Annotated in this window: 21 protein-coding genes; 4 read left to right on the forward strand and 17 right to left on the reverse strand. The window is 69.7% G+C overall.

Translation table 11 applies throughout. From position 1 onward, the window contains the following. The first annotated feature begins 56 nt into the window (after positions 1-56). Both xylA and xylB read left to right on the forward strand, forming a co-directional pair. Positions 57-1,265: a xylose isomerase gene (gene xylA / locus WFG93_RS00810; RefSeq protein WP_336644413.1), complete on the forward strand. Its 1,209-nt coding sequence runs from the start codon at positions 57-59 to the stop codon at positions 1,263-1,265. A 40-nt stretch (positions 1,266-1,305) separates the two neighbouring features. Further along, positions 1,306-2,712 (forward strand): xylulokinase, encoded by a 1,407-nt coding sequence (xylB, locus tag WFG93_RS00815; RefSeq protein WP_336644414.1) that lies wholly within the window; start codon positions 1,306-1,308, stop codon positions 2,710-2,712. Between the two features lie 25 nt (positions 2,713-2,737). Here the strand turns inward: xylB and WFG93_RS00820 are convergent, their stop codons facing one another. From WFG93_RS00820 to WFG93_RS00850, 7 genes are all read right to left on the reverse strand, one after another. After that, positions 2,738-3,661, reverse strand: coding sequence for an aldose 1-epimerase family protein (locus WFG93_RS00820; protein ID WP_336644415.1), 924 nt, complete (start codon positions 3,659-3,661; stop codon positions 2,738-2,740). Then, a complete protein-coding gene (gene araA, locus WFG93_RS00825; RefSeq protein WP_336644416.1) occupies positions 3,661-5,184 on the reverse strand; it encodes an L-arabinose isomerase in 1,524 nt (507 codons plus the stop codon). The genes WFG93_RS00820 and araA overlap by 1 nt, the downstream gene beginning before the upstream one ends. Positions 5,185-5,235: 51 nt before the next feature. After that, positions 5,236-6,846, reverse strand: coding sequence for a xylulokinase (locus tag WFG93_RS00830; protein ID WP_336644417.1), 1,611 nt, complete (start codon positions 6,844-6,846; stop codon positions 5,236-5,238). Continuing rightward, on the reverse strand, positions 6,843-7,559 hold the full coding sequence (locus WFG93_RS00835) for an L-ribulose-5-phosphate 4-epimerase (protein ID WP_336644418.1): 717 nt from the start codon (positions 7,557-7,559) through the stop codon (positions 6,843-6,845). Before WFG93_RS00835 ends, WFG93_RS00830 begins: the two co-directional genes overlap by 4 nt. A gap of 114 nt (positions 7,560-7,673) precedes the next feature. Further along, positions 7,674-8,678 (reverse strand): LacI family DNA-binding transcriptional regulator, encoded by a 1,005-nt coding sequence (locus tag WFG93_RS00840; RefSeq protein WP_336644419.1) that lies wholly within the window; start codon positions 8,676-8,678, stop codon positions 7,674-7,676. A gap of 167 nt (positions 8,679-8,845) precedes the next feature. Continuing rightward, positions 8,846-10,105 carry an FAD-binding protein gene (locus WFG93_RS00845; protein WP_336644420.1) on the reverse strand — a complete coding sequence of 420 codons (1,260 nt, stop codon included), beginning with the start codon at positions 10,103-10,105 and terminating at the stop codon, positions 8,846-8,848. Positions 10,106-10,142: 37 nt separating this feature from the next. Beyond that, entirely contained in the window at positions 10,143-11,624 is a 1,482-nt protein-coding gene (locus WFG93_RS00850) for an MFS transporter (protein WP_336644421.1), read from the reverse strand. 164 nt (positions 11,625-11,788) lie between these two features. Here WFG93_RS00850 and WFG93_RS00855 point away from each other — a divergent pair, with 164 nt between their 5' ends. Together WFG93_RS00855 and WFG93_RS00860 are read left to right on the forward strand one after the other, a co-directional pair. Then, positions 11,789-12,607, forward strand: coding sequence for an aldo/keto reductase (locus WFG93_RS00855; protein WP_336644422.1), 819 nt, complete (start codon positions 11,789-11,791; stop codon positions 12,605-12,607). Positions 12,608-12,686: 79 nt separating this feature from the next. Then, a complete protein-coding gene (locus WFG93_RS00860; RefSeq protein WP_336644423.1) occupies positions 12,687-13,550 on the forward strand; it encodes an NAD-dependent epimerase/dehydratase family protein in 864 nt (287 codons plus the stop codon). A gap of 92 nt (positions 13,551-13,642) precedes the next feature. On the opposite strand, the gene WFG93_RS00865 is transcribed toward WFG93_RS00860, so the two are convergent. The 10 genes from WFG93_RS00865 to WFG93_RS00910 all read right to left on the reverse strand — a co-directional run bounded on the left by WFG93_RS00865 (position 13,643) and on the right by WFG93_RS00910 (position 24,246). Beyond that, positions 13,643-14,833 (reverse strand): bifunctional 2-methylcitrate synthase/citrate synthase, encoded by a 1,191-nt coding sequence (locus WFG93_RS00865; protein ID WP_336644424.1) that lies wholly within the window; start codon positions 14,831-14,833, stop codon positions 13,643-13,645. Continuing rightward, a complete protein-coding gene (gene prpB / locus WFG93_RS00870) occupies positions 14,830-15,741 on the reverse strand; it encodes a methylisocitrate lyase (RefSeq protein WP_336644425.1) in 912 nt (303 codons plus the stop codon). Before prpB ends, WFG93_RS00865 begins: the two co-directional genes overlap by 4 nt. Next, on the reverse strand, positions 15,741-17,291 hold the full coding sequence (locus tag WFG93_RS00875; RefSeq protein WP_336644426.1) for an MmgE/PrpD family protein: 1,551 nt from the start codon (positions 17,289-17,291) through the stop codon (positions 15,741-15,743). The genes prpB and WFG93_RS00875 overlap by 1 nt, the downstream gene beginning before the upstream one ends. Continuing rightward, positions 17,288-17,947, reverse strand: coding sequence for a GntR family transcriptional regulator (locus tag WFG93_RS00880; RefSeq protein WP_336644427.1), 660 nt, complete (start codon positions 17,945-17,947; stop codon positions 17,288-17,290). The genes WFG93_RS00875 and WFG93_RS00880 overlap by 4 nt, the downstream gene beginning before the upstream one ends. 95 nt (positions 17,948-18,042) lie before the next feature. Beyond that, positions 18,043-19,050, reverse strand: coding sequence for an EamA family transporter (locus WFG93_RS00885; RefSeq protein ID WP_336644428.1), 1,008 nt, complete (start codon positions 19,048-19,050; stop codon positions 18,043-18,045). 231 nt (positions 19,051-19,281) lie between these two features. Next, positions 19,282-19,641: a VOC family protein gene (locus WFG93_RS00890; RefSeq protein ID WP_336644429.1), complete on the reverse strand. Its 360-nt coding sequence runs from the start codon at positions 19,639-19,641 to the stop codon at positions 19,282-19,284. Between the two features lie 78 nt (positions 19,642-19,719). After that, on the reverse strand, positions 19,720-21,066 hold the full coding sequence (locus WFG93_RS00895; protein WP_336644430.1) for a sulfatase family protein: 1,347 nt from the start codon (positions 21,064-21,066) through the stop codon (positions 19,720-19,722). After that, positions 21,066-21,989 (reverse strand): carbohydrate ABC transporter permease, encoded by a 924-nt coding sequence (locus tag WFG93_RS00900; RefSeq protein WP_336644431.1) that lies wholly within the window; start codon positions 21,987-21,989, stop codon positions 21,066-21,068. The genes WFG93_RS00895 and WFG93_RS00900 overlap by 1 nt, the downstream gene beginning before the upstream one ends. Before the next feature lie 8 nt (positions 21,990-21,997). After that, positions 21,998-22,957, reverse strand: a complete 960-nt coding sequence (locus tag WFG93_RS00905) for a carbohydrate ABC transporter permease (protein WP_336644432.1) — start codon at positions 22,955-22,957, stop codon at positions 21,998-22,000. Continuing rightward, on the reverse strand, positions 22,954-24,246 hold the full coding sequence (locus WFG93_RS00910; RefSeq protein WP_336644433.1) for an ABC transporter substrate-binding protein: 1,293 nt from the start codon (positions 24,244-24,246) through the stop codon (positions 22,954-22,956). Before WFG93_RS00910 ends, WFG93_RS00905 begins: the two co-directional genes overlap by 4 nt. Positions 24,247-24,351 lie beyond the last annotated feature (105 nt).

Below are 24,351 nucleotides of genomic sequence, written 5' to 3' on the forward strand. Positions count from 1 at the left end.
CGGTTGATATGTTTGACCCTACAACATTTCACCGACGTCGCTGAAGGCGGATCACCATGTCTCTCACCCCCACCAAGGCCGACCGATTCTCGTTCGGACTCTGGACCATCGGCTACAACGGCACCGACCCGTTCGGCGGCCCCACCCGACCGGCTCTCGATGTCGTGCACGCGGTCGAGAAGCTCGATGAGCTCGGCGCGTACGGGCTGACCTTCCACGATGATGACCTGTTCGCCTTCGGCTCGACCGAGGCAGAGCGGCAGAAGCAGATCGATCGGCTGAAGGGCGCGCTGGACGCCACCGGCCTCGTCGTGCCGATGGTGACCACCAACCTGTTCAGCGCCCCGGTGTTCAAGGACGGCGGGTTCACCTCGAACGACCGCCAGGTGCGTCGCTTTGCGTTGCGCAAGGTGCTGCGCAACATCGACCTCGCCGCCGAGCTGGGCGCGAAGACGTTCGTCATGTGGGGCGGCCGCGAGGGCGCTGAGTACGACGCGGCGAAGGACATCCAGGCGGCCCTCGAGCGCTACCGTGAGGCGGTCAACCTGCTCGGGGACTACGTCACCGACAAGGGCTACGACATCCGCTTCGCCATCGAGCCCAAGCCCAACGAGCCCCGCGGCGACATCCTGCTGCCCACGCTCGGGCACGCGATCGCCTTCATCGACTCGCTCGAGCGCCCCGAGCTGGTCGGGCTGAACCCCGAGGTCGGCCACGAGCAGATGGCCGGACTCAACTTCACCGCCGGCATCGCCCAGGCGCTGTACCACGGCAAGCTGTTCCACATCGATCTGAACGGTCAGCGCGGCATCAAGTACGACCAGGACCTCGTGTTCGGCCACGGCGACCTCAACAACGCGTTCTCGCTGGTCGACCTGCTCGAGCACGGCGGTCCTTCGACAGGCTCAGGAAGCAACGGCGGACCGGCCTACGACGGCCCCCGCCACTTCGACTACAAGCCGAGCCGCACGGAAGACGAGACGGGAGTGTGGGACTCGGCCGCCGCCAACATGCGCATGTATCTGCTGCTCAAGGAGCGCGCCGAGGCGTTCCGCGCCGATCCTGAGGTGCAGGAGGCGCTGGCCGCGGCGAAGGTCGCCGAGCTTGCGCAGCCCACGCTCGGCGAGGGCGAGTCGTACGACGACCTGCTCGCCGATCGCAGCGCGTTCGAGGACTTCGACGCCGCGTCGTACCTGGGTGGCCACGGCTTCGGCTTCGTGCGCCTGCAGCAGCTCGCCACCGAGCACCTGATGGGCGCGCGCTGAGACCCCTCCCCCGCGCGGGAGCTGACGGAAGGATGCCGTGATGGCACTCGTGATGGGAGTCGACTCGTCGACGCAGTCCTGCAAAGTCGTCGTGCGCGATGCCGTGACCGGGACGGTGGTGCGCACCGGTCGCGCACCGCACCCGGCCGGCACCGAGGTCGATCCCGAGGCGTGGTGGGCTGCCCTGCAGGAGGCGCTCGCCGACGCCGCCGGCGCGTCCGCCGCATCCGGTGCCGCCATGGACGACATCGCCAGCTGGTCGGTCGGCGGGCAGCAGCACGGCATGGTCGCCCTGGACGAGGCCGGGCGGGTCATCCGCCCGGCACTGCTGTGGAACGACACGAGGTCGGCGAGCGCGGCCGCAGACCTCGTGTCGGAACTGGGTGCGGAGCAGTTCAGCATCCGCACCGGCGTCGTGCCGGTGGCCTCCTTCACGGTGACCAAGCTGCGCTGGCTCGCCGATCACGAACCCGGCAACGCCGCCCGCGTCGCGGCGGTCGCGCTGCCGCACGACTGGCTCACCTGGCGGCTGCGCGGCTACGGCCCCGAGGACCCCCGGCTCGACGAGCTGGTCACCGACCGCTCGGATGCCAGCGGCACCGGCTACTGGGGCGCCGATGGATACGACCGCGAGATCCTCTCGCTCGCGCTGCGGCGCGACGCATCCGGCATCGTCCTGCCGCGCGTGCTCGCCCCGACCGAGCACGTCACCGGGAAGGACGGCGTGATCGTCGCCCCCGGAGCGGGCGACAACGCAGGGGCGGCGCTGGGTCTCGGCGCTCGCCGCGGGGACGCGGTGGTGTCGATCGGCACCTCCGGCACCGTGTTCGCGGTCACCGACACCGCCGTGCACGACGCGAGCGGCACGGTCGCGGGGTTCGCGGACGCCGCGGGTGGGTGGCTGCCGCTGATCGCGACGCTGAACGCGGCCCGGGTGATGGATGCCACGGCGGCCCTGCTCGGCGTGGATCACGCCACCTTCAGCGAGCTCGCCCTGGACGCCGAGCCCGGCGCCGGCGGACTGGTGCTGCAGCCCTGGTTCGAGGGCGAGCGCACGCCGAATCTGCCCGATGCCACCGCCACCCTGTTCGGCATGACCCTGGCGAGCACCACCCGGGAGAATCTCGCCCGCGCGGCGATCGAGGGTGTGCTCTGCGGGCTGGCCTACGGCCTGGATGCGATCCGCCGGCAGGGCGTCTCCCCCACCCGCATCCTGCTGATCGGCGGTGCGGCGCAGAGCCGCGCCGTGCAGACGATCGCCGCGCAGGTCTTCGATCTTCCGGTCGTCGTGCCCGAGCCCCAGGAGTACGTGGCGCTCGGCGCGGCGGCTCAGGCCGTGTGGGCGCTCACCGGTGTGCGCCCGGAATGGGCTACCGGCGAGGCCGCACCTGTGCCGGTCGCGTGCGTGCCCGGCATCCGGGAGCAGTACGCCGTGCGTCTGCCCTGACCACCGCTGGGTCAGCCGTCTGTGATCAGAGCGCGCGGATGGTCCAGGATGCGATGTGCTCGCCGGACGCGTCGATCACGACGAGCCCGGCGCCGGAGTTGAAGGCATCGGGCGCGCAGGTCATCGGCTCCACGGCCAGACCGATACGGTGCGTCGCTTCGCACTCGGGGGTGTCGGCGGTGTGGATCTGCACCCACGGGCACGCCTCGTCCCAGCTGATCGCCGTGCCGGTGCCGTCAGCGGCAGTCACCCGCACCTCGGCGATCCCGTCGTCGCGTGCGAGGGCGGTGAAGGCGTGGTCGACGAACGTGTCGCCGATCGTGCGGGGCGTGCGGAAGTCCCACTGGGGATGCCGGTCGACCGGCTCGACCGCGACGGGACTGAGCCGGTCGTCGGTCACCGTCAGCACCTCGGATGCCGGCAGTGACAGCGTCCACGCGTCGACGGCTCCCGGGCGGGCGGCGTCGGCGACGAGGTACGGATGCGGGCCTGTCCCCCACGGCGCAGCATCCGTCCCGAGGTTGCGGCCGGTCACGACCTGCGTCAGCCCGTCCGCGGTGAGGTGGTACTCCACCTCGACCTGCACCCGGAACGGGTAGCCGAGCTGCGGCTCGATCACTGCGGTCAGCACCACCCGGTCGGATTCCACCACCTGGTCGGTGAACTCCAGCCAGGCCGCGAGTCCGTGCAGGGCGTGCCCGCGCGACGGCTCGGTGAGCGCGAGCTGGTGCTGCGCGCCGGCGAACGCGTACCGCCCGTCGACGACCCTGTTCGGCCACGGCGCCAGCGTCGCACCACGGTAGTTCGGCCGCACCTGGTCGGCGTCGAAAGGCACGATGAGGTCGCGCCCCTCGTGCGTGAGCGTGCGGACGGCGGCGCCGACGCTGGCGATGACGGCGTCGTAGCCGTGGCCGGTGATCGAGAGCTGACGGCCCGAGACCGGCAGCATCACAGGCCCTGCGCCAGGCGGTGATAGGCCGCGTTCCAGCGCACCTGATTCTGGAACGCGGGCAGCGTGGTCGACTCGTCGATGACGAGCAGCTCGACCTCGGCCATCTCGGCGAAGTCGCGGAACGCCTCGATGCCCACCGCGGTGGACATGACGGTGTGGTGCGCGGCGCCGGCAGTGAGCCACGCGGCGGCGCTGGTGGTGAAGTCGGGTGCCGGCTTCCACACCGCGCGCCCGACCGGGAGGTTGGGCAGCGCGGCGCGCGGCTCGACGTTCTCGACGACGTTCGCCGTCAGGCGGAAGCGGTCGCGCATGTCGCTCAGCGCGACGACCACAGCGGGCCCGGTGTCGGCGGTGAAGACCAGGCGCACCGGGTCGTCCTTGCCGCCGATGCCGAGCGGGTGGATCTCGAGGGTCGGCTTCTTCGTCGTGAGCGACGGCGACACCTCGAGCATGTGCGCACCGAGGATGAGCTCGTCGCCCGGGGTCATGTCGTAGGTGTAGTCCTCCATGAGGCTCGCGCCGCCCGGCAGCCCCGCGCCCATCACGTTCGCCACGCGCACGAGGATGGCCGTCTTCCAGTCGCCCTCGGCACCGAACCCGTAGCCCTCCGCCATGAGGCGCTGCACGGCCAGGCCCGGCAGCTGCTTCAGCGCGCCGAGGTCTTCGAACGAGGTGGTGAAGGCGCCGAAGCCGCCCTCCTCGAGGAACGAGCGCAGCCCGATCTCGATGGCGGCGCCGTCGCGCAGCGACTGGTGGCGGTCGCCGCCGCGGCGCAGCTCGGGAGCGACCTCGTACAGCTCCTCGTACTCGGCGACGAGGGCGTCGATGTGCGCCGCGGAGGCCGCGGCGACGGCATCCGCCAGGTCGTTCACGCCCCACGTGTTCACCTGCACGCCGAAGCGCAGCTCGGCCTCGGTCTTGTCACCCTCAGTGACCGCGACGAAGCGCATGTTGTCGCCGAAGCGGGCGAGCTTCAGCGAGCGGGCGGCCGCGAGGCCGGCGGCGGCGCGCTGCCAGGTGCCGAGCTGCTGACGCAGACGGGGGTCGGAGGCGTGCCCGACGATGGTCTTGCGCGGCACGCCCAGCCGGGTCTGGATGTACCCGAACTCGCGGTCGCCGTGCGCGGCCTGGTTGAGGTTCATGAAGTCGAAGTCGATGTCTGCCCACGGCAGCTCGACGTTCGCCTGCGTGTGCAGGTGCGCGAGTGGCTTCTGCAGGGCGTCGAGGCCGGCGATCCACATCTTCGCGGGGCTGAACGTGTGCATCCAGGCGATCAGGCCGATCACGCGGTCGTCGGCGTTCGCCTCGAGCGCGATGCGGCGGATGGATGCCGAATCGGTGAGCACCGGCTTCCAGACGATCCGCACCGGCACCTCGGCGGCCTCGTCGAGCGTGCGCGCGATCTGCTGCGACTGCTCGGCCACCTGCGCGAGCGTCTCGGGCCCGTAGAGGTGCTGGCTGCCGGTGAGGAACCAGACCTCGTACTCGTCGAGGGTGGAGGTGAGCGGAGTGCGGGTCATGGGCGTTCCTTGCGTGTCGGCCGGGGTTGAGCGGTTCAGGCGGGTCGTGATTCAGAGTGCGGCGATCGCGGCGGACTCGACGGCGATGCCGGCGCGGTAGCGGTCGAGATAGGCGGCGTACCCGGCGACGTCCTCGGGCAGCGGATCGGCGACGCGGATGCCGGTGTCGGCGAAGACCCGCTCGGCGAGGTGATCGCCGAGCGGACGGTCGGATCCGAGGAACGCGGCGAGCACGGCGATGCCCCACGCGCCACCCTCGGATGCCGTGTCCCCCACCGCGACAGGCGCGTTCAGCGCCCCGGCGAGGAAGCGCTGCGCGACGCCCGCGGTGCGGAAGATGCCGCCGTGCGCGAACATTCGCTCGATCGTCACCCCCTCGTCGGCGAGCACCTGCATGCCGAGTGCGAGCGTGCCGAACACTCCGTAGAGCTGGGCGCGCATGACGTTGGCGAGAGTGAATCGGCTGTCGGGCGTGCGCACGAACAGCGGCCGCCCCTCGTCGGTGCCCGCGATGGGCTCGCCCGCGAGATGGTTGTAGGCCAGCAGCCCACCGGCATCGGGCTCGCCGTCCAGCGCCTCTCGGAACAGCGTCTCGAAGACGGCATCCGCCGACTTCGGGGTTCCGGATGCCTCCGCGAACCGCGCGAACATGCCCACCCACGCGGCCAGCTCGCTGGCGCCGTTGTTGCAGTGCACCATGGCGACCGCGTCACCGGCGGGGGTCGTCACGAGGTCGAGCTCGTGGTGCACCTCGGCGAGCGGGCGCTCGAGCACCACCATCGCGAAGATGCTCGTGCCCGCGCTGACGTTCCCGGTGCGCGGCGACACAGCGTTGGTCGCGACCATGCCCGTGCCGGCGTCACCTTCCGGCGGGCAGAACGCGATGCCCGGCTGCAGCGTCCCGGTCGGGTCGAGCAGCGCCGCGCCCATGGCCGTCAGCGAGCCCGCGTCCTGGCCGGCGACGAGCACCTCGGGCAGCATCGCACGCAGATCACCGCCGGTGTGCGCGTCGTAGCGCTCGATGAGCGACTGATCGTAATCCCGGGTGAGGGAGTCGATCGGGAAGATCCCCGACGCGTCGCCGACGCCGAGGACACGGCGCCCGGTGAGCTGCCAGTGCACGTATCCGGCCAGGGTGGTGAAGAAACGCACCTCGTCGACGCGCGGCTCGGCGTCGAGCTGGGCCTGGCGCAGATGCGCGATCGACCAGCGCAGCGGGATGTTCACGCCGAGCAACTCGGTCAGCTCCGCGGCGGCCGCGCCGGTGTTGGTGTTGCGCCAGGTGCGGAACGGCGCCAGCAGCTCGCCCGCGCCGTCGAAGGGCAGGTAGCCGTGCATCATCGCCGAGATGCCCATGGCGCCGAACGTCGCCGGCCGGCTGCCGTAGCGGTCGTACGCGTCGCCGACGAGGCCGGCGTACGCCTCCTGCACGCCGGTCCACACGGCGTCGAGCGAGTAGGTCCACAGGCGGTTCTCGAAACGGTTCTCCCAGTCGTGGAAGCCGGTGGCGAGCACCTCGTGGGTGTCGGCGTCGATCAGGCATGCTTTGATGCGCGTCGAGCCGAGCTCGATGCCCAGCGCGGTGCGGCCCGAGCGGATGGCCTCCAGCTTGGCTGCAGAGTCGCGTCGAATCCGGGTCCCTGAGTCTCGTCGAAGGGTCATCGCCGGGCATCCGAGTTCTGGCCGTACACGTTCTGGTACCGGCCGTAGAGGGCGTCGATCGCGGGCTGCGGGATCGGGATGAGCGGTCCGGCCTCTCGGGCGTGGTGCACGGTGCGAGCGACGTCCTCGACCATGACGGCGGCCTTCACGGCATCCTTCGCATCGACGCCGATGGTGAACGGGCCGTGGTTCTGCATGAGAACAGCCCGCGAGCGGTGCCCACGCAGGGTGTCGACGATGCCGCGGCCGATCGAGTCGTCGCCGATGATGGCGAACGGGCCGATCGGGATCGGTCCACCGAACTCATCGGCCATCGCGGTGATCACGCAGGGGATCTCCTCGCCGCGCGCGGCCCAGGCCACGGCGTACGTGGAGTGCGTGTGCACGACCCCGCCCACCTCGGGCATGTTCCGGTACACGTACGCGTGCGCGGCGGTGTCGCTCGACGGCGACCGATCGCTGCCTGCGCTGCCCGGCACGACATTGCCGTCGAGGTCGCAGAGGATCATGTTCTCGGGTGCGAGGTCGTCGTACGAGACGCCGCTGGGCTTGATGACGAACAGGTCGGCGCCGGGAACCCGGCCCGAGACGTTGCCGCCGGTCCAGACGACCAGGCCGTAGCGGACGAGTTCGGCGTGCAGGCGCGACACGTCGGCACGCACGGCCTCGATGGCGGCGGCCACGTCGGCGGCGAAGGGGGCTTCGTTGCTCACGGATACCTCGGCGATTCGATCGGATCCGGCGTCTGTGACCGGTCACAGTAGTGTGACATCGACGCGCCATCGGGTCAACCGCGCACCTCGCGTGAGCGGCCGTCGTCGGCGTCCTCAGCGCCGCGGAGGAGCAACCGAGTCGCGCACGACCAGTTCGGGCTGCACCGGGTCGTGCGGCGCGGCGGCGTCGCCGATCACGGCGGCGACGGCGCGGCGGGCGAGCTCGTCGAAGTCCTGTCGCACCGTGGTCAGACGGGGCCAGTAGTACGCCGCATCCGGCGCGTCGTCGAAGCCGACCACGCTCACGTCACGCGGCACGTCGAGGCCGGCCTCGCGCAGTCCGGTGATGAGCCCGAGGGCCATCTGGTCGTTCGCGCTGAAGACGGCCGTGGCACCGGAGTCACAGATCGCGTCGGCTGCCGCGTGCCCGGATGCCGCCGACCAGTCCCCGGCGATGACCGGGCCGCAGGACATCCCGCGCGCCGCAAGCTCCGCCGCGTATCCCTCCGCTCGGGACTCCGCCTCCAGCCAGTCCGCAGGACCGGCCAAGTGCGCGATCTGCGTGTGCCCGGCATCGGCGAGCGCGGCCACAGCCAGTCGCGCTCCGGCGGCCTGGTCGACCGAGAGCCCGCGCGCACCTCGCCCGGAGGAATGCAGCGTGACGATCGGCACGCCGATCCGCAGGGCGTCCAGTGCGTCCAGGGTCTGCGTGTGCGGGGCGACGACGACGATGCCCTCAACTCCCTGCGAGACGAGATGCTGCACGGCGGCGACGACGGCGTCGGCATCCGCGGCATCCGCGAACGCCGCACTGACCCAGTAGCCGGCACCGCGAGCGCGCGCCTCGATCGCCGCCAGGCTGCGGGCGGGCCCGTACTGCAGCGCGTCGGATGCCAGCACGCCGAGCGTGCGCGAACGCCGGGTGCCGAGCGCTCTGGCCGCGTTGTTGATGCGGTAGTCCAGCTCGGCCATCGCCGCCAGCACGCGCTCGCGGGTGTCCACGGCCACCTCGGGATGCTCGTTGAGCACCCGCGACACCGTCTGACGTGACACACCGGCGCGCGCGGCGACCTCGCGCACGCCAACCGGGCGCCTCGGCGGGCTGATGGGCTCATCCACGGCGCCGAGTCTACGGTGTGACGTCACAGCGCCGTGGCTGCGCCCGTCCCCGCACGGATGTCGGCACGATTCACGGATGCCGGCGCGGATCTTTCGATTCTGCCGACATCCGTCCGCTGCGCCGGCATCCGTCCTTGCAACGGACCCGGCCGACCGGGGCTGGCCGCTCAGAGTCCGAGCTTCTCCAGACGCTCGTTGACTAGGCGACGCTCGGGGTCGTACGACGCGGCGAGCGCGGCGAAGTCGGCCCAGCGCGGATAGCGCGAACGCACCTCGGCGGGATCGAGGGTCGAGATCTTGCCCCAGTGCGGGCGGGCCGAATCCGGCAGCGCCGCCTCGATCGCGGGCAGCAGCGCCCGCACCGCCTCCTCGTCGGGGCGCCAGGTGAAGTGGATGCCGACGGCATCCGTCCCGTACGACGAGCTGAGCCACAGGTCGTCCGCGCGCACGGTGCGGATCTCGTTCACGAGCAGCAGCGGGGCGATGCGCGCGGCGAGCCCGCGCACCGCCTCGATCGCCGCGACGGCGTCGTGCCGCGCCACGAGGTACTCGCTCTGCAGCTCGCGACCAGCGGACGGGGTGAAGGCGAGGCGGAAGTGCGGCAGCCGCTCGAACCACTCGCCCGGCACGCCGCCCTGCTCGCTGCACGCCTGCGGATCGGCGCCGAGGATCGGATGCCGTTTCGCGGCGGCCGGGAGCGCGCCGAGTAGGGCAGCGAGGGAGTCACGCTGGTCGGCGCGCTCGTCTGGCTGACGCTGCTTGACCCACAGCTGGTCGGCGGCATCCGTGCGCTGCCAGGTGGAGAAGATGCTCACGCTCGTGCCCGCGCTGGTGACCGCGTCGAGGTCGGCGAGGATCGCGTCCCAGCTCGGCCCCTCGTAGACGTGCTGCGCGACGGTGTAGGTGGGCTCGACATCGAGCGTGAGGTAGATCACCGCGCCGAGGGCGCCGAGCGAGACGACCGCGCCGTCGAAGCCGGGATCACCCCGGCGCAGCTCGCGGATCTCGCCGTCGGCGGTCAGCAGGGTGAGCGCACGCACCGCGGACGCGAGCGAGCCGGTCCGGTCGCCGGAGCCGTGCGTGCCGGTGGCCACAGCGCCGGCGACCGAGATGTGCGGCAACGAGGCGAGGTTCGCCAGGGCGAGGCCGGCGCCGTCGAGGTGAGGTGCGATGTCGCCGTAGCGCAGCGCACTGCTGACCCGCACGGCGTCGCGCTCGTCGCTGATCTCGATCACCCGGGGCATCCGGTCGAGCGCGATGAGCACTCCATCGGTGTCGGCGATGTCGTTGAAGGAGTGCCGCGTGCCCAGCATCCGGATCCGCGCGCGGGAGCCGAGCGCCTCGCGCGCCTCGTCGGGCGACGCGGGGCGGATGAGCTGAGAAGCCCGGTAGACGAGGTTGCCTGCCCAGTTGCGCTCGATGCTCATCCCGCCATGATCCCACGGCGCTTCCTCGGCTCCCGCGTCAGCTGCCGCCCGTCGGCGTGACGCCCTCCTCCGCGGGCGCCACCAGCGAGAGCGGGTCGGCGACGTCCTCGAGCGACTTTCCGGCGGCGCTGATGCCGAAGACCCCGCAGATCACCCCGCCGAAGATCATCACCGCCGAACCGAGGACGTATCCCCAGAACAGCGGCCCGCGGTCGCCGGAATCGGCGCTCGCACCGATCAGCGACCCGTAGAGCACGGGAGCGATCGCGCCGACCAGCTGCCCGATCGAGAAGACGTACGAGATCACCTGGCTGCGCAGCTCGAGCGGGAAGATCTCGCTGACCGTCAGGTAGGCCGCCGACGCTCCCGCTGAGGCGAAGAAGAACGAGGCGCACCAGAACGCCGTGTGCGTCGCGGCGTTCAGCACGCCGGCGTGGAACAGGAAGGCGCTCACCAGCAGGATGAGGCCGGCCAGCACGTAGGTGCCGAACAGCATCCGCCGACGCCCCCAGGTGTCGAAGAAGTGGCCCAGCACGAGTGCACCGGTGAGGTTTCCGATGGCGAAGATGATGAAGTACTGGCCCGCGGATGCCGGGGGCGTGTCGTAGAAGTTCTCGAGCACCAGCGCATAGGTGAAGAAGATCGCGTTGTACAGGAATGACTGCGTGATCATCATCGTGATGCCGACCAGCGTGCGGCGAGGGTACTTCTTGAAAAGCACCTTCATGATCACGAGGAAGGGGACGCTGCCGTACTCCTTGACCGTGATGGCCTTCTCTTCGTCGACCGGGCCGACGGTCTTGCCCTCACGACGGATGCGCTCCTCGATCTCGTCGACGTTGCGCTCGGCAGCGTCCTCGCGCCCGTGGGTCATCTGCCAGCGGGGGCTCTCGGGGATGTGCCGGCGCAGCCAGATGATCAGCACGCCCAGCGCCGGCCCGAGGAAGAAGCTCAGGCGCCAGCCGAGGTCGGCGGGCAGGATGTCGGTGTTCAGGAAGAACATGTTCGCCACGGCGCCGAGCGCGGCGCCGCCCCAGTACGTGCCGTTGATGGCGATGTCGACCCGGCCGCGGTACTTCGCCGGGATGATCTCGTCGATGGCGGAGTTGATCGCCGCGTACTCGCCGCCGATGCCCGCGCCCGCCATGAAGCGCCAGATGTAGAAGAACCACGGCGCGAAGGCGAGACCCGCGACGGCCGAGCCGACCAGATACACGGCGAGCGAGAGGAGGAACAGCTTCTTGCGTCCCAGTCGATCGGCCAGCCTGCCGAAGACCAGCGCTCCGAACACCTGCCCCAGCAGGTAGCAGGTGCCCGCCAGACCCACCTCTGCAGGCCCCATGCCGAGCGTCTGGGCGTATCCGTTCGCCGCGACGATCTGCACCTCGAGACCGTCGAGGATCCACGAGAAGCCCAGTCCGACGATGATCATCCAGTGGAATCGCGACCACGGAAGCCGGTCCATCCGCGCGGGAACCAGCGACCGCACCTCTTTCACTTTCCCACCGGATGCGGGCATGCTCTCCTCCTCGCGGGGGATGGGGCATCCCCGAAAATCCGTTTCTACTCCGCCGGGCAGTCACGTCAGCACACCGTTGACCCGGAGGGTTCGGACCCGCTAGTGCGGTGACGCCCGTGGTGCCGCTCGTGGGCGTCCAGGAGACGGCGTGACAGGATGTCGGCATGCCGGGAACACTCCCCCTCAACGACGGCACTCGTCTGCCCGCGCTCGGGTTCGGGCTGTACAAGGTGCCGATCGAGCAGACCGCCGAGGTGACGCTCGCCGGCATCGCGGCCGGTTACCACCTGGTGGACGGCGCGCAGTTCTACGGCAACGAGCGCGAGCTGGGTGAGGCGATCCGCTCATCAGGGCGACGCGACGAGCTGCTGGTCGCCTCGAAGTTCTGGGGCGACCCGGTGCAGAGCCGCGAGCAGGCGCTCGCCGACTTCGCCGATTCCCAGCGCGACCTCGACGTCGGCCCGCTCGACCTCTACATGATCCACTGGCCGCGCTCGACACGGCGCGCCTTCGTCGACGTGTGGCGCGGCTTGATCGAGCTGCAGCAGGCGGGGCGCGTGCGCACGATCGGCGTCGCGAACTTCGAACCCGACGATCTGCGTCGCCTGATCGACGAGACCGGTGTCGCACCGGCGCTGAATCAGGTCGAGTCGCATCCGTGGCTGCCTCAGCACGAACTTCGCGCGCTGCACGCCGAGCTCGGCATCGTCACACAGGCGTGGAGCCCGCTCGGCCGCGGCCGCCTGCTGGACGAGCCGACCCTTCTCACCGTGGCAGCGAAGCACTCGGTGTCGGTCGCGCAGGTGATGCTGCGCTGGCACCTGCAGCTCGGCGGCGCCGCGGTGGTCAAGTCCACGCATCCGGAGCGCCTGCGTCAGAACCTCGATCTCGACGGCTTCACGCTCGACGACGATGACATTGCCGTCATCGCCGGGCTCGAATCCGGCCAGCGCACGGGGACGCATCCCCGCGACCGGCAGTAGGCGGACGGGCGCCGCGACACCGCGCCGGCGCTGGCGCGTATAGCGTTGCAGGACGAACCTCGACGGAAGGACGGCGCCCATGCGCATCGCACTGACCGGAGCATCCGGCAAGCTCGGCTCGGTGGTCGCGCGCGAGCTGCGCGGCCGGGGCTGGGACGTCATCGGCATGGACGTGGTCGGCACCCGCGGGCCGGACTTCGTGCAGGTCGATCTCACCGACTACGGCCAGGTCGTGGACGCGCTGACGGCCGTCGGGGACCGGCATGACGGCATCGACGCCGTCGTGCACCTCGGCGCCATCCCCGCTCCCGGCATCCGCAGCGACGTCGCGACCTTCCACAACAACATGCCGGCGACGTTCAACGTGTTCTGGGCCGCCGTGCGCCTCGGGATCCGGCGCATCGTGTACGCCTCCAGCGAGACGGTGCTCGGCCTGCCGTTCGACGTGCCCCCGCCGTACATCCCCGTCGACGAGGAGTACCCCGCCCGGCCGGAATCGGTGTACTCGCTGGTGAAGACCCTGGAGGAGCAGCTGGCACGGGAGCTCGTGCGCTGGCATCCGGACCTGTCGATCACGGCGCTGCGGTTCTCGAACGTGATGGTGCCGGAGGACTACGCCGAGTTCCCCTCCTTCGACGACGACGCGATGAAGCGGAAGTGGAACCTGTGGGGCTACATCGACGTGCGCGATGGCGCACAGGCCGTCGAGCGCGCCCTGCAGGTGGCGAAGCCCGGGTTCGACCGCTTCATCATCGCCGCAGCGGACACCGTCATGTCCCGGCCCAACGCGGAGCTGATCGCCGAGGTCTTCCCCGACGTGCCGGTGACGCGCGAGGTGGGAGCGCACGAGACGCTGCTCTCGATCGACCACGCGCGAGACGTGCTGGGGTACGACCCTCAGCACTCCTGGCGCGACCACGTCCAGCCGCAGCCGCGGGGCTGAGAAACCACTTCGGGCATGAGACACACGTTCACACGTGGTTTCTCATGCCCGATGCGGTTTCTCCCGAGGAGAGAACGCGCGGACGGATGCCGTCAGCCGGCCGCTTCCTCCGGACGCTCCTGCACGTCGATGGCGGCGGTGTCGGGCTCGTACTCCTCGATGTGCCGCTCGTCGGCGCCGTTGTACGCCGACAGCGGGCGGATCAGCGCATTCGAGACCTGCTGCTCGAGGATGTGCGCGGTCCAGCCGACGATGCGCGCCGCGATGAACAGCGGCGTGAAGGTCAGCGTGTCGTAGCCGATGAGGTTGTAGGCGGGTCCAGACGGATAGTCGAGGTTCGGGTAGATGCCCTTGCGCGCCACGAACTCGCTCTCCAGCTTCTCGTAGAGCTCAGCTACGTCGGGCCGGTCGTAGTGCTCGACGAGGGTGTCGAGGGCGGCCTTCATGGTCGGCACGCGCGAGTCCCCCCGCTTGTACACCCGGTGACCGAATCCCATGATCTTGCGCTTGGCGGCGAGTGCCTCGTCGAGCCATTCCTCGACGCGGTCGGCCGAGCCGATCTCCTCGAAGATGTGCATGACCGCTTCGTTCGCGCCGCCGTGCAGCGGGCCCTTGAGCGCGCCGATCGCCCCCACGACCGCCGAGTAGAGGTCGCTGAGCGTCGACGTGATCACCCGAGCGGTGAAGGTGGACGCGTTGAACGAGTGCTCGGCGTACAGGATCATCGAGCGGTTGAACGCGTCCACGACCGCGCCGTGCGGCTCTTCGCCGAAGGTCATCCACAGGAAGTTCGCGGCGTAGTCGAGGTCGTCGCGCGGCGCGAGCAGCTCCTGGCCCCGGCGGCGACGCTGACCGTACGAGACGATGGCCGGCAGCACGGCGAACAGCTGCAGGCTGCGCTGGAGGTTCTGCTCGGGAGTGCCCACCGCATCCAGCACGTTGCCGGTGCCCGCGGTCTCGAAGGCGCCGATCACGCTGACGGCGGTGCGCACCTCGTCCATCGGGTGCGCGTCGAGCGGCAGCGCGTCGATCGCGACCGTGACCTCCGGAGTCAGCGCGCGGTGCGCCCGCTCAGTCGCGCGGAACTCGGCCAGCTGCTCCGCTGTGGGCAGCTCGCCGTGCCACAGCAGATACGCGACGGCCTCGAACGGCTGCGTCGCGGCCAGCTCCTGCACCGGGTACCCGCGGTACAGCAGGCTGTTGGTCTCGGGGTTGACCTTGCTGATCGCGGTCGCATCGGCGACGACGCCGGCGAGGCCCTTCCTGATCTCGGACTCGCTCATTGGATCGCTCCTCGCTCGACGTGGAAGTTGAAGACTCCGGAGTCGAAGTGGTTGTACGACTCGTAGTCGATCAGATCATAGAGGTCGGCGCGGTGCTGCATCTCGCCGAGCTTCGAAGTCAGATGCCCCTCTTCGTTCAACGTGTCGAGCGCGCGGCCGGCCGCCCCCATCGCGATGCGCAGCAGCGACACCGGCCAGATCACGATGTTCACGCCCACATCGCGCAGCTGGTCGACCGAGAACAGCTTCGACTTGCCGAACTCCGTCATGTTGGCGAGGATCGGCACGTCGACGGCATCCCGGATCGCGGCGAACTCGGAAAGCGACCGCATCGCCTCGGGGAAGATCGCATCGGCCCCGGCATCCACCAGCTGCTTCGCGCGCTCCTTCGCCGCCTCGAGGCCGTCCACCGCTGCGATGTCGGTGCGCGCCATGATGAGGAAGTTCTCGTCGCGACGCGCGTCGACCGCGGCGCGGATGCGCTTGACCGCCGTGTCGGAATCGACCACCGCCTTGCCGTCGAGATGGCCGCAGCGCTTGGGGTTGATCTGGTCCTCGATGTGCGCGCCGGCCAGCCCCGCATCCTCGAGCGTCTGGATGGTGCGTGCGACGTTCATCGGCTCACCGAATCCGGTATCGGCGTCGATGATGGCGGGCAGTTCGGTCATGCGCGCGATCTGCTGACCACGGCCGGCGACCTCGCTGAGCGTCGTCAGTCCGATGTCGGGAAGTCCGAGATCGGCCGATAGCACGGCGCCCGAGATGTAGACGCCCTCGAAGCCCTGCTGCTCGATGAGCCGGGCGCTGAGCGGGTTGAAGGCGCCGGGGAAGCGCAGCAGCTCACCGGTGGCGAGGCGCGCACGGAACGCGCGGCGCTTGTGGTGCGCGGGGGTGGTGGCGTACAGCATCAGAACAGCCCCGCGGGGGCGGGGGCGGATGCCAGCACGCCCGGCTTCGCGATGATGGTCAGCTGCTGCACCTCAGCGGCGGTGAGCTCGGGAAGGCGCTGCACGAGCTCGAGGAAGCGGTCGATCTCGGCGGCGTCGAGCACCGGCTGCGCGAGTACCCGGAACTTGCGGATGTAGTCCTCCCGCGCGAAGGGGCGCGCACCGAGCGGATGCGCGTCGGCCACCGCGATCTCGGCCTCGATCGAGGTGCCGTCGTTGAGAGTGATCTCCACGCGGCCACCGAACGCCTTCTCGGCGGGGTCGGTGGAGTGGTAGCGCCGGGTCCACTCGGCATCCTCGGCGGTGGCGATCCGCTGCCAGAGCTCGACGGTGTCGGGGCGCTGGGCGCGCTCGGGCGTGTAAGAGTCGACGTGGTGCCAGGTGCCGTCCTGCAGAGCGACGGCGAAGATGTACGGCACCGAGTGGTCGAGCGTCTCGCGCGACGCTGTCGGGTCGTACTTCTGCGGGTCGTTCGCACCCGAGCCGATCACGTTGTGCGTGTGGTGGCTGGTGTGCAGCACGATCGACGCGATGCGCTTCTCCTGCGGCCCCTCGCCGAGCGCCGCCTGGCGCAGCTCGGGGTTCTCGGTGCCGAGGCGGCGGGCGAGGTCGATGATGGCCTGCGCCTGATATTCGGCCGAGTGCTCCTTGGTGTACGTGTCGAGGATCGCCCGCTTGGGCTCACCGGGAGCGGGCAGCGGCACCTCGTAGGCGGCGTCGGGTCCGTCGAGCATCCACGCGATCACCCCATCCTCGCCTTCGTAGATCGGCGACGGCGAGGTCTGGCCGCGCATGGCGCGGTCGACCGCCTCGACTGCCATCTTGCCGGCGAACGCCGGTGCGTACGCCTTCCAGGTCGAGATCTCGCCCTTGCGGCTCTGTCGCGTGGCGGTGGTGGTGTGCAGCGCCTGTGCGATCGCCTGATAGATCGTCTCGGCGTCGAGGCCGAGCAGGGCGCCGATGCCGGCGGCGGCGGCCGGTCCGAGGTGGGCGACATGGTCGATCTTGTGCTTGTGCAGCGAGATCGCGCGAACCAGGTCGACCTGGATCTCGTAGCCCGTCGCGATGGCGCGCACGAGCGCACGTCCGTCGGATCCGACGTGCTGGGCGACCGCGACGATCGGCGGGATGTTGTCACCCGGGTGCGAGTAGTCCGCGGCGAGGAAGGTGTCGTGGTAGTCGAGTTCGCGCACCGCCACGCCGTTGGCCCAGGCGGCCCATTCCGGGCTGGTGCGCTCGTCGAGCTCGCATCCGAAGACCGTCGCGCCGCGCCCGCCGATGGACACCGGGTGGCTGAAGGCCTGCGCGCGGGCAGCGTTGATGGGTTCGCGCGTGAGCGAGGCGGCCGCGACCGCGGCGTTGTCGATGATGCGGTTGATGATCATGTCGACGGCTTCGGGCTCGACGTCGACCGCATCGACCGCGACCTGCGCGATCTTCCAGGCCAGCTGCTCCTCGCGGGGCAGCTCCTCCTCGGAGCGGTGGACGCGGACGTGGTGTGCGACGGTCATGGTGTTCCTTCCGTGAGGGACTGCAGGATGCTCTCGAGGGCGTTGTGCAGGTGGACGTGGGTGGCGTGCGCGGCGAGATCGGCGTCGCGCGATGCCAGGGCATGCGCGATCAGCCGGTGCTCGGCTGCCGATGCGGCGAGCCGCTCGGGCTTGTCGCGCGCCATGCGCCTGACGCGCACCAGGTGCGCGCGGACGGTGCGCAGGGCGGAGCTGAGGTAGTCGTTGGCGACGGCCGCGTCGAGTTCGGCGTCGAGCCGCGCGATGAGGGTGTAGTAATCGTCGCGCCCCTCGTCGGCGGAGAGGTCGACGCGGGTGAACTCCTCGGCGAGCGCGGCGAAGAGCGCACTGTCGCCGCGCTGCGCCGCCAGTCGGGCAGAGGTCTCCTCGAGCGCACGACGGATCTCGAACAGCGCGCGGATGTCGGCGGCATCCAACCCGGCGACGACCGTGACGCGCGGGGACTGCTGCACGACGAGACCGTCGGCTGCGAGCCGGCGCAGCGCCTCGCGCAGCGGTGTACGGCTGACACCCAGCCGGGTGGCCTGCTCGACCTCGGCGAGCACCGAGCCCGGTGCGAGGGCACCGGACTGGATCTCGTCGAGCAGCGCCGCGTATGCGCGGTCGCTCGCGCGAACACGATCGACGACGGATGCCATGCCGTTAGCGTATACACAACTCGATCGGGAGTCCATTCCGATCGTGATTCATCCGGTTTGCGTATACAAACGTGAGGGCTGGCAGGGCGTCTGGCTCACCGGGGAGGGTCAGGAAGGGGCTCCACGAGTTCGGTCACCGCGGCCGGCTCCCCGAGCTTGACGATCACCACGCCTGCGAGCACGAGCGCTCCGCCGAGCAGCTGCACCGGCGCCGGCAGCTGGCCCAGCAGCAGCCACCCGAACAGCAGGGCGGCGACGACCTCGGCGAGTGCGACGAACGACGCCAGGCGCGAGCCCAGCATCCGCGTCGACGCGACACCCAGCACGTACGCAAGCGCGCACGCCAGCACCCCGATTGCGAGCACCGGCACGAACCACGGCACGAGCATCCGGGGGATCGGACCGAATCGGTATGCGACGTCCTCGAACGACCACGCCATGGGCAGCACGCCGACGAGGCCCGCAAGGGTGAGGCCCACAGCGCCCAGCAGCAGGCCGGCTGCCGCCAGCACGATCGGCGGCAGTCCGGTGTCCTCCCGGGCCGAGAGCACGAAGTAGGTGGCGGCCCCGATCATCGCCGCCAGCGCCCACAGGATGCCGCCGGCATCCACCCGCGCCCCTGTGAGCACGTCGAGCATCAGCACCAGCCCGGCGAAGGCGACGACGGCACCGAGGATGCTGCGCCGCGTCGGTCGCTCGCCCCGGCGCAGCCACAGCCACAGCACCACCGCGGCCGGCGCGGTGTACTCGATCAGCAGGGCGATGCCGACGTCCATCACGGCGACGGCCTGGAAGTAGCACAGCTGGGTCGCGGTCACCGCGAGCAGTCCGTACGCGACGATCATGCCGGCGTTGCGGCGCAGCAGACCCCATTGGCCGCGCAGCGCATACGCTGCAGGCACCAGCAGCACCAGGGCGCCCAGCCAGATCCGCGCCGTCACGGCCGCTCCCGGCGTCCACCCCGCGTCGATCAGGCCGCGGGCCCACGCCCCCGACATGCCGAACGAGAGCGCCGCGCCGAGCGCGACGACCAGACCGACGCCGGCGCGGGAGCCGGCCCGCCCCGACCGTCGTCCCCGCGCCGCGTGCGTAATCGACCCCATGGCCTCAAAGAGTACTGCCCACCGCGCCCCACCCCCACCGCCCTTCCCTCACCGCCCCGCCCTCACCGCCCTTCGCTCCGGTATGAGTTCATGCCGCCTGAGTCGCGCTGAAGCGACACGAAGTCATACCGGAAGCAGAAGCAGGTGCGGGGTTGAGGGGGAAGCAGAAGCGGGTGCGGGGTTGAGGGGGAAGCAGAAGCGGGTGCGGGGTTGGGGGGAAGCAGAAGCGGGTCAGGGGGTGGTGGTCTCGTAGAGTCCGATGTGGTTGCCGTCGGGGTCGACGATCACCGCCCAGGAGCTCGTCTCGTTGATGGGCTGCTTGTCCATCAGCACGGTCGCGCCGGCCTCCCTCGCGACGGCGATCGTCTCGTCGATCGAATCGACCTCGACGTACGACCTCGGCTGACTGAAGCCCTCGTCACGCGGGGCGAGCCCGCCGCCGGAGATCCCGTTCGGCGCCTGCCACATGGGGTATCCCCCGTATCCCGGCATCTCCGCGATCTTCCAGCCGAACAGCTCGCTGTAGAACTCTCCCGCTCGCTGCAGATCCGTCACCGGGATGTCGATGTGCGTGATGTCACCGTGCGCCATTGCCTCGTCCTCTCATCCGTCGACGCCGCCATTGTGCGCCTGAGTGGTCGAGCGCACAAGGGCTCTGGCATCCGAGGTTCAGTAGGGGATGGCGAAGATGCGCTCCTGCGTACCTGGCGCGGCATCCGCCGGCAGCGGCACCAGCTTGAGGAACTCCCTGTCGTCGGTGTCGAGGCACCATTGCAGCAGGCAGGCGCGCATCTGCTCGAGCACCGCATCGAAAGCCGATTCGACGGCAAGGTTGCGCCGCTCACCAGGATCGGCGATCACGTCGTGCAGCTGCTCGCGATGGCGTCCCCAGCTGTAGACGGCGTACTTGTACCGGCCGCGGTACACGGCGCGGCCGCGGGTGAGCGGCGGATCGGAGCGCTCGAAGCGCGTCTCGACGCCGATGACACGATGATCGGATGCCGCTTCGCCCGGCCCCAGCGCCAGCGCCCTACCGCGCAGGTGTGGAGGCACGTCGGCGCCGGCGGCCTCGAGCAGCGTGGGCAGCACGTCGAGTCCCGCCGAGACGGGCTCGCTCCGCTCCCCTGGCATCACGCCGGGTCCGCTCACGAAGAGCGGCACCCGCACGCACTCCTCGAAGAGCGCCGTCTTCTGATTCCACCGGTGCGCGCCGTCGCCGTCGCCGTGATCGCTGGTGAACACGACCAGTGTCGACTCCGTCAGACCCGACTCGTCGAGCGCGTCGAGGATCCGCCCCAGCTGGGCATCCGTGCGCTCCACGAGGCGGCGGTAGGCGGCGCGGTACAGGCGCCATTCCTCGGGTGTGTACGCGGCAGTGCCGTAGGTCTGCTGTGCGGCGTGCTTCTCGAAGCGCACCGCCTCGGGCTCGAACGGCGCCGGCTCGAAGTTCGCCGGCAGGGGCGGCGCATCGCGCACGGCACCGGGGTCGACGTCACCGTAGGGCATTGGCTGCCGGCGCGCGTACTCGCACACGCTGTGCGGATCATCGAATGACGCGAAGAGCAGGAAGGGTCGCGGCGCATCGCCGCGGCCACGCAGCCACTCCACGGCGGCGTCGGCCAGACCGCGGTCGCCGAAGGGGTGCAGCACGTCGAATCCGGCATCCGGCGGGGCGCTCGGCGAGAGCGCATGCCACTTGCCGGCATACGCGCAGTCGTACCCGGCCGCCGTGAGCAGATGACCCATGCTGTCCGGACGCGCGCCCGGCTCGGCCGCCGCCGACGCTTGCCGGTTGCCGCCGACGCCGAGCTCGTGCGGCATCATCCCGGTCAGCAGCGACGCGCGCGAAGGCACGCACAGCGGGAAGGTCACAGCGGCGCGGGTGAACTCCGCCCCCGCTCGGCGCAGCCGATCGAGGTGCGGAGTGTCGACCCAGCCCTCATCGCGGTCGATGACGTGCGCGCCCAGCTGGTCGGCCATCACCACGAGCAGGTTCGACCGCGCCGCGCCCGTCATCACTTGCCCATGCCGAGGGTGAGGCCCTCGGTGAGGCGGCGTCCCAGCCACAGGTAGATAGCCAGCATCGGAAGCACCACGATGCACAGACCGGCGAACAGACCACCCCAGTCCGCGCCCGAGTACGTCTGCTGCTGGATGAAGGAGATCAGCGCGACCGGGAGGGTGTACTTCTCGGTGGACTGCAGCAGCGTCAGCGCCAGGAGGGTCTCATTCCAGTGCGAGATGACCTGCAGCACGAAGGCGGTGAGGATGCCGCCCTTGGCCAGCGGCAGCGTGATGCGCCAGAAGGTGCCGAAGGCGGTCGTGCCGTCCAGCGCGGCGGCCTCCTCCATCTCCAGCGGCAACGAGCGGAAGAACGCCGTCAGCAGGAACACCGTGAACGGCATCGAGACGCCGATGTACACGAGGTTGAGCCCGATCAGGCTGTCGGTGAGATAGACCTCGTTCAGCATGACGAACAGCGGGATGACGATCACCTGTGCGGGGATGCCGAGCCCGAGCACGAAGTACATCGTCAGCGAATTTGTGAGCCGGTTCTCGACTCGGCTCAGGTAGTACGCGGCGGGAGCGGCGAGCGCGACGGTGAGGAACGACGACACGAGCGTGGTGACGACGCTGTTCATCGTCGCCGTGGCGAAGTCGCCGACGGTCCAGGCCGTCACGAAGTTCACCGGGTCGAGGGAGGCAGGCATCCCCCACGGGTCGGCGAGGATCGAGCGGGTGTCGCGGAAGGCCTGGATGACCATCCACACCATCCACGCCACGTTCAGCACGACGAAGGCCCACAGCAGCACGAGGCCGATGCCGCGGATCACGCTGCGATCGTTGCCGATCGCGGCTCCGCGCCGGCGGCGGGGTCGGCGGTGCTCGGGGGGCACGACGAGCGTGCGGGTGGTGTCTTCGGTGAGGGTCGCAGTCACGATGTCTCCTAGAACTCGATCGCTTCGCGCTTCATCACGCGACGCAGCAGCAGCACCAGCACCGACACGAGCGCCAGCGAGAGCACTGCCGAGGCGGACGCGGCCCCGTAGGCGGGCACGGATTCGCCGGAGAAGGCGGTGACGTAGGTGTACACCGCGGTGGTCCAGGTCTGAGTCGGCGGCATGCCGGCGCCGGTCGAGCCGCCGAAGATCCAGATGATCTCGAAGATCTTCACCGACGAGATCGTCCACAGCACGGCGCACGTGCCGAAGACATCCCAGGTGAGCGGCAGGATGACGTGGCGCAGCCGCTGCCAGGCGTTCGCGCCGGCGAGGGCGCAGTCCTCGTAGTAGTACGGCGGGATGCGGTCCACGCCGGCCATGAGGATCGTGGTGAAGTAACCCGTGGTGATCCAGGTCATCATCACCATGATCAGCGGGAACAGGTTGTCTTGCGAGAGCCAGGCGGGTGGATCGGTGACGCCGAAGGCGCCGAGCAGGGTGTTGACCAGGCCGCCGGGGTTGAAGATGAATCCGGCGAGGACGCCGAAGATCATCGCGTTGACCAGGTGCGGGAAGAAGATGACCGAGCGGGCGATCTTCTTGCCGGCCATGTCGCGCAGCACCAGCGTGAGCGCGAAGGCGATCACGAAGATCGCGAGCCCGACCACGAACAGCAGCAGCAGCGTGTTGCCGAACGAGCGCAGGAAGAGCTTGTCGTGGAACAGTCGGGTGTAGTTGCCGAAGCCGACGAATTCCATGGGGCCGGCGCCGGCCCACTTGTTGAAGCTGATCCAGATCGCGTAGACCGAGGGGACGACGAAGAGGATCGTGTACAGCAGGAAGGCCGGTCCCACGAAGGGGACGAACAGGCGTCGACGCGCCTGATCGATGGTGCTGCCCCCTCCCCGCCGCCCGCGTCGGGCGGCGGGGAGGGGGGCGACCGGCGCCAGAGCGACGTCGGTCACGAGTTCTGCTCCCAGTAGTCGACCTGTCCGGTCTTCATGGTCTGCACGAAGGTCTTCGCGTCGGTCTTGCCGAGCACGAGATCGCTCAGTGCGGGCCACAGCAGCTTCTCGGTGTAGCCGGGGAAGCTGATGCCGTCGTTCTGCATGTAATAGGAGTCCGCGGCGTCGAGCGCGTCCTTGACGGTGGACATCTCCTCGCTCACGGTGGCGTCGGTGCGGATCGGGATGATCTTGGCGTCGCTGCCCAGCGCGTCCTGGTACTTCTTGTTCAGGAAGAACGCGGCGAACTTCTGCGCGTTCTCGGCGTTCTTCGCGCGGGCCGGCACCGCGAATCCGACGAAGTCGGCGCGGGCGGTGTCGCCCAGCGACGGGAACGGGAACGACGAGTACTCGAAGCCGTCCGCGGCGTATGGACCGGTCTCGGTGGGGATCCACGTGCCGTTGAAGAGCATCACGGCCTTGCTGTCGGCCCACGCCTGCTGCTGCGCCGGCCACTTGCTGGCGTTGTAGCCGTCGATGAAGTAGTCGCCCTTGACGAGCTCCTCGATCATCTGCGCAGCTTCCAGAGCCTCCGGGTCGTCCCACGCCTTGCCGGTCTTGTCGGCGGCCATCTCGCGCAGCGAGCCGGGGCCGGCCAGCCCCACCATCGCCGACGTGTACCAGTAGGCGTTGTACCCGGCGACGTCGCCGTCGATGGCGATGGGCGTCTCGCCGGCAGCCTTCATCTCGTCCATGGTGGTGAGGAAGTCGTCCCAGGTCTGCGGCGCGTTCTCGACGAGCTCCGGATGCTCCGCCTTGTTGAACCAGATCGCGTCGCTGGTGAGCGAGTACGGCAGCATCCACGGGGCGTCCTCGCCCTTCACCGTGAGCACGTCGTCCTCCAGGTACGCCTCGGGGATCAGCGAGGACACCTTGTCGCCGTCGACCTCTGCCGCGTACGCCTCGGTGAGGGGCTTGGCCTGACCGGTCTCGGCCAGCACCGGTGCGGTCTTCGCGAACGAGCCGTCGACGAGGTCGGGCACCTTGTTGGTGTTGAGCGTGGGAACGGTCTTCTTGAGGTTGTCGCGTCCCTGCCACTGGACGTTCACCTCGATACCGGTCTCCTTCTCGAAGTCGGCGATGGCCTGAGCGACCACCTTCTGCTGCGCTTCGCCCTCTTTCCACATCGCCCAGTAGGTGAACTCACCGGAGTCGCTGGACCCGCCGCCTGAAGCGGACGAGCATCCGGCGGCGGTGAGCGCGACCGCGCCGATGAGGGCAATTGCCGAGACCTTTCGGATCTTCGCCATCGGATTTCCTTTCGTCTGTGCGCGGCGTCATCGCCTGCGTCCGTCGACTTTCGCCCCTCAATACATGAGTATTCAAGGAGTATTCCGATATCCGTTGCGGATCTG

This window comes from Microbacterium sp. USHLN186, assembly GCF_037145155.1.
In the GTDB taxonomy this organism is placed as follows: Bacteria; Actinomycetota; Actinomycetes; order Actinomycetales; family Microbacteriaceae; genus Microbacterium.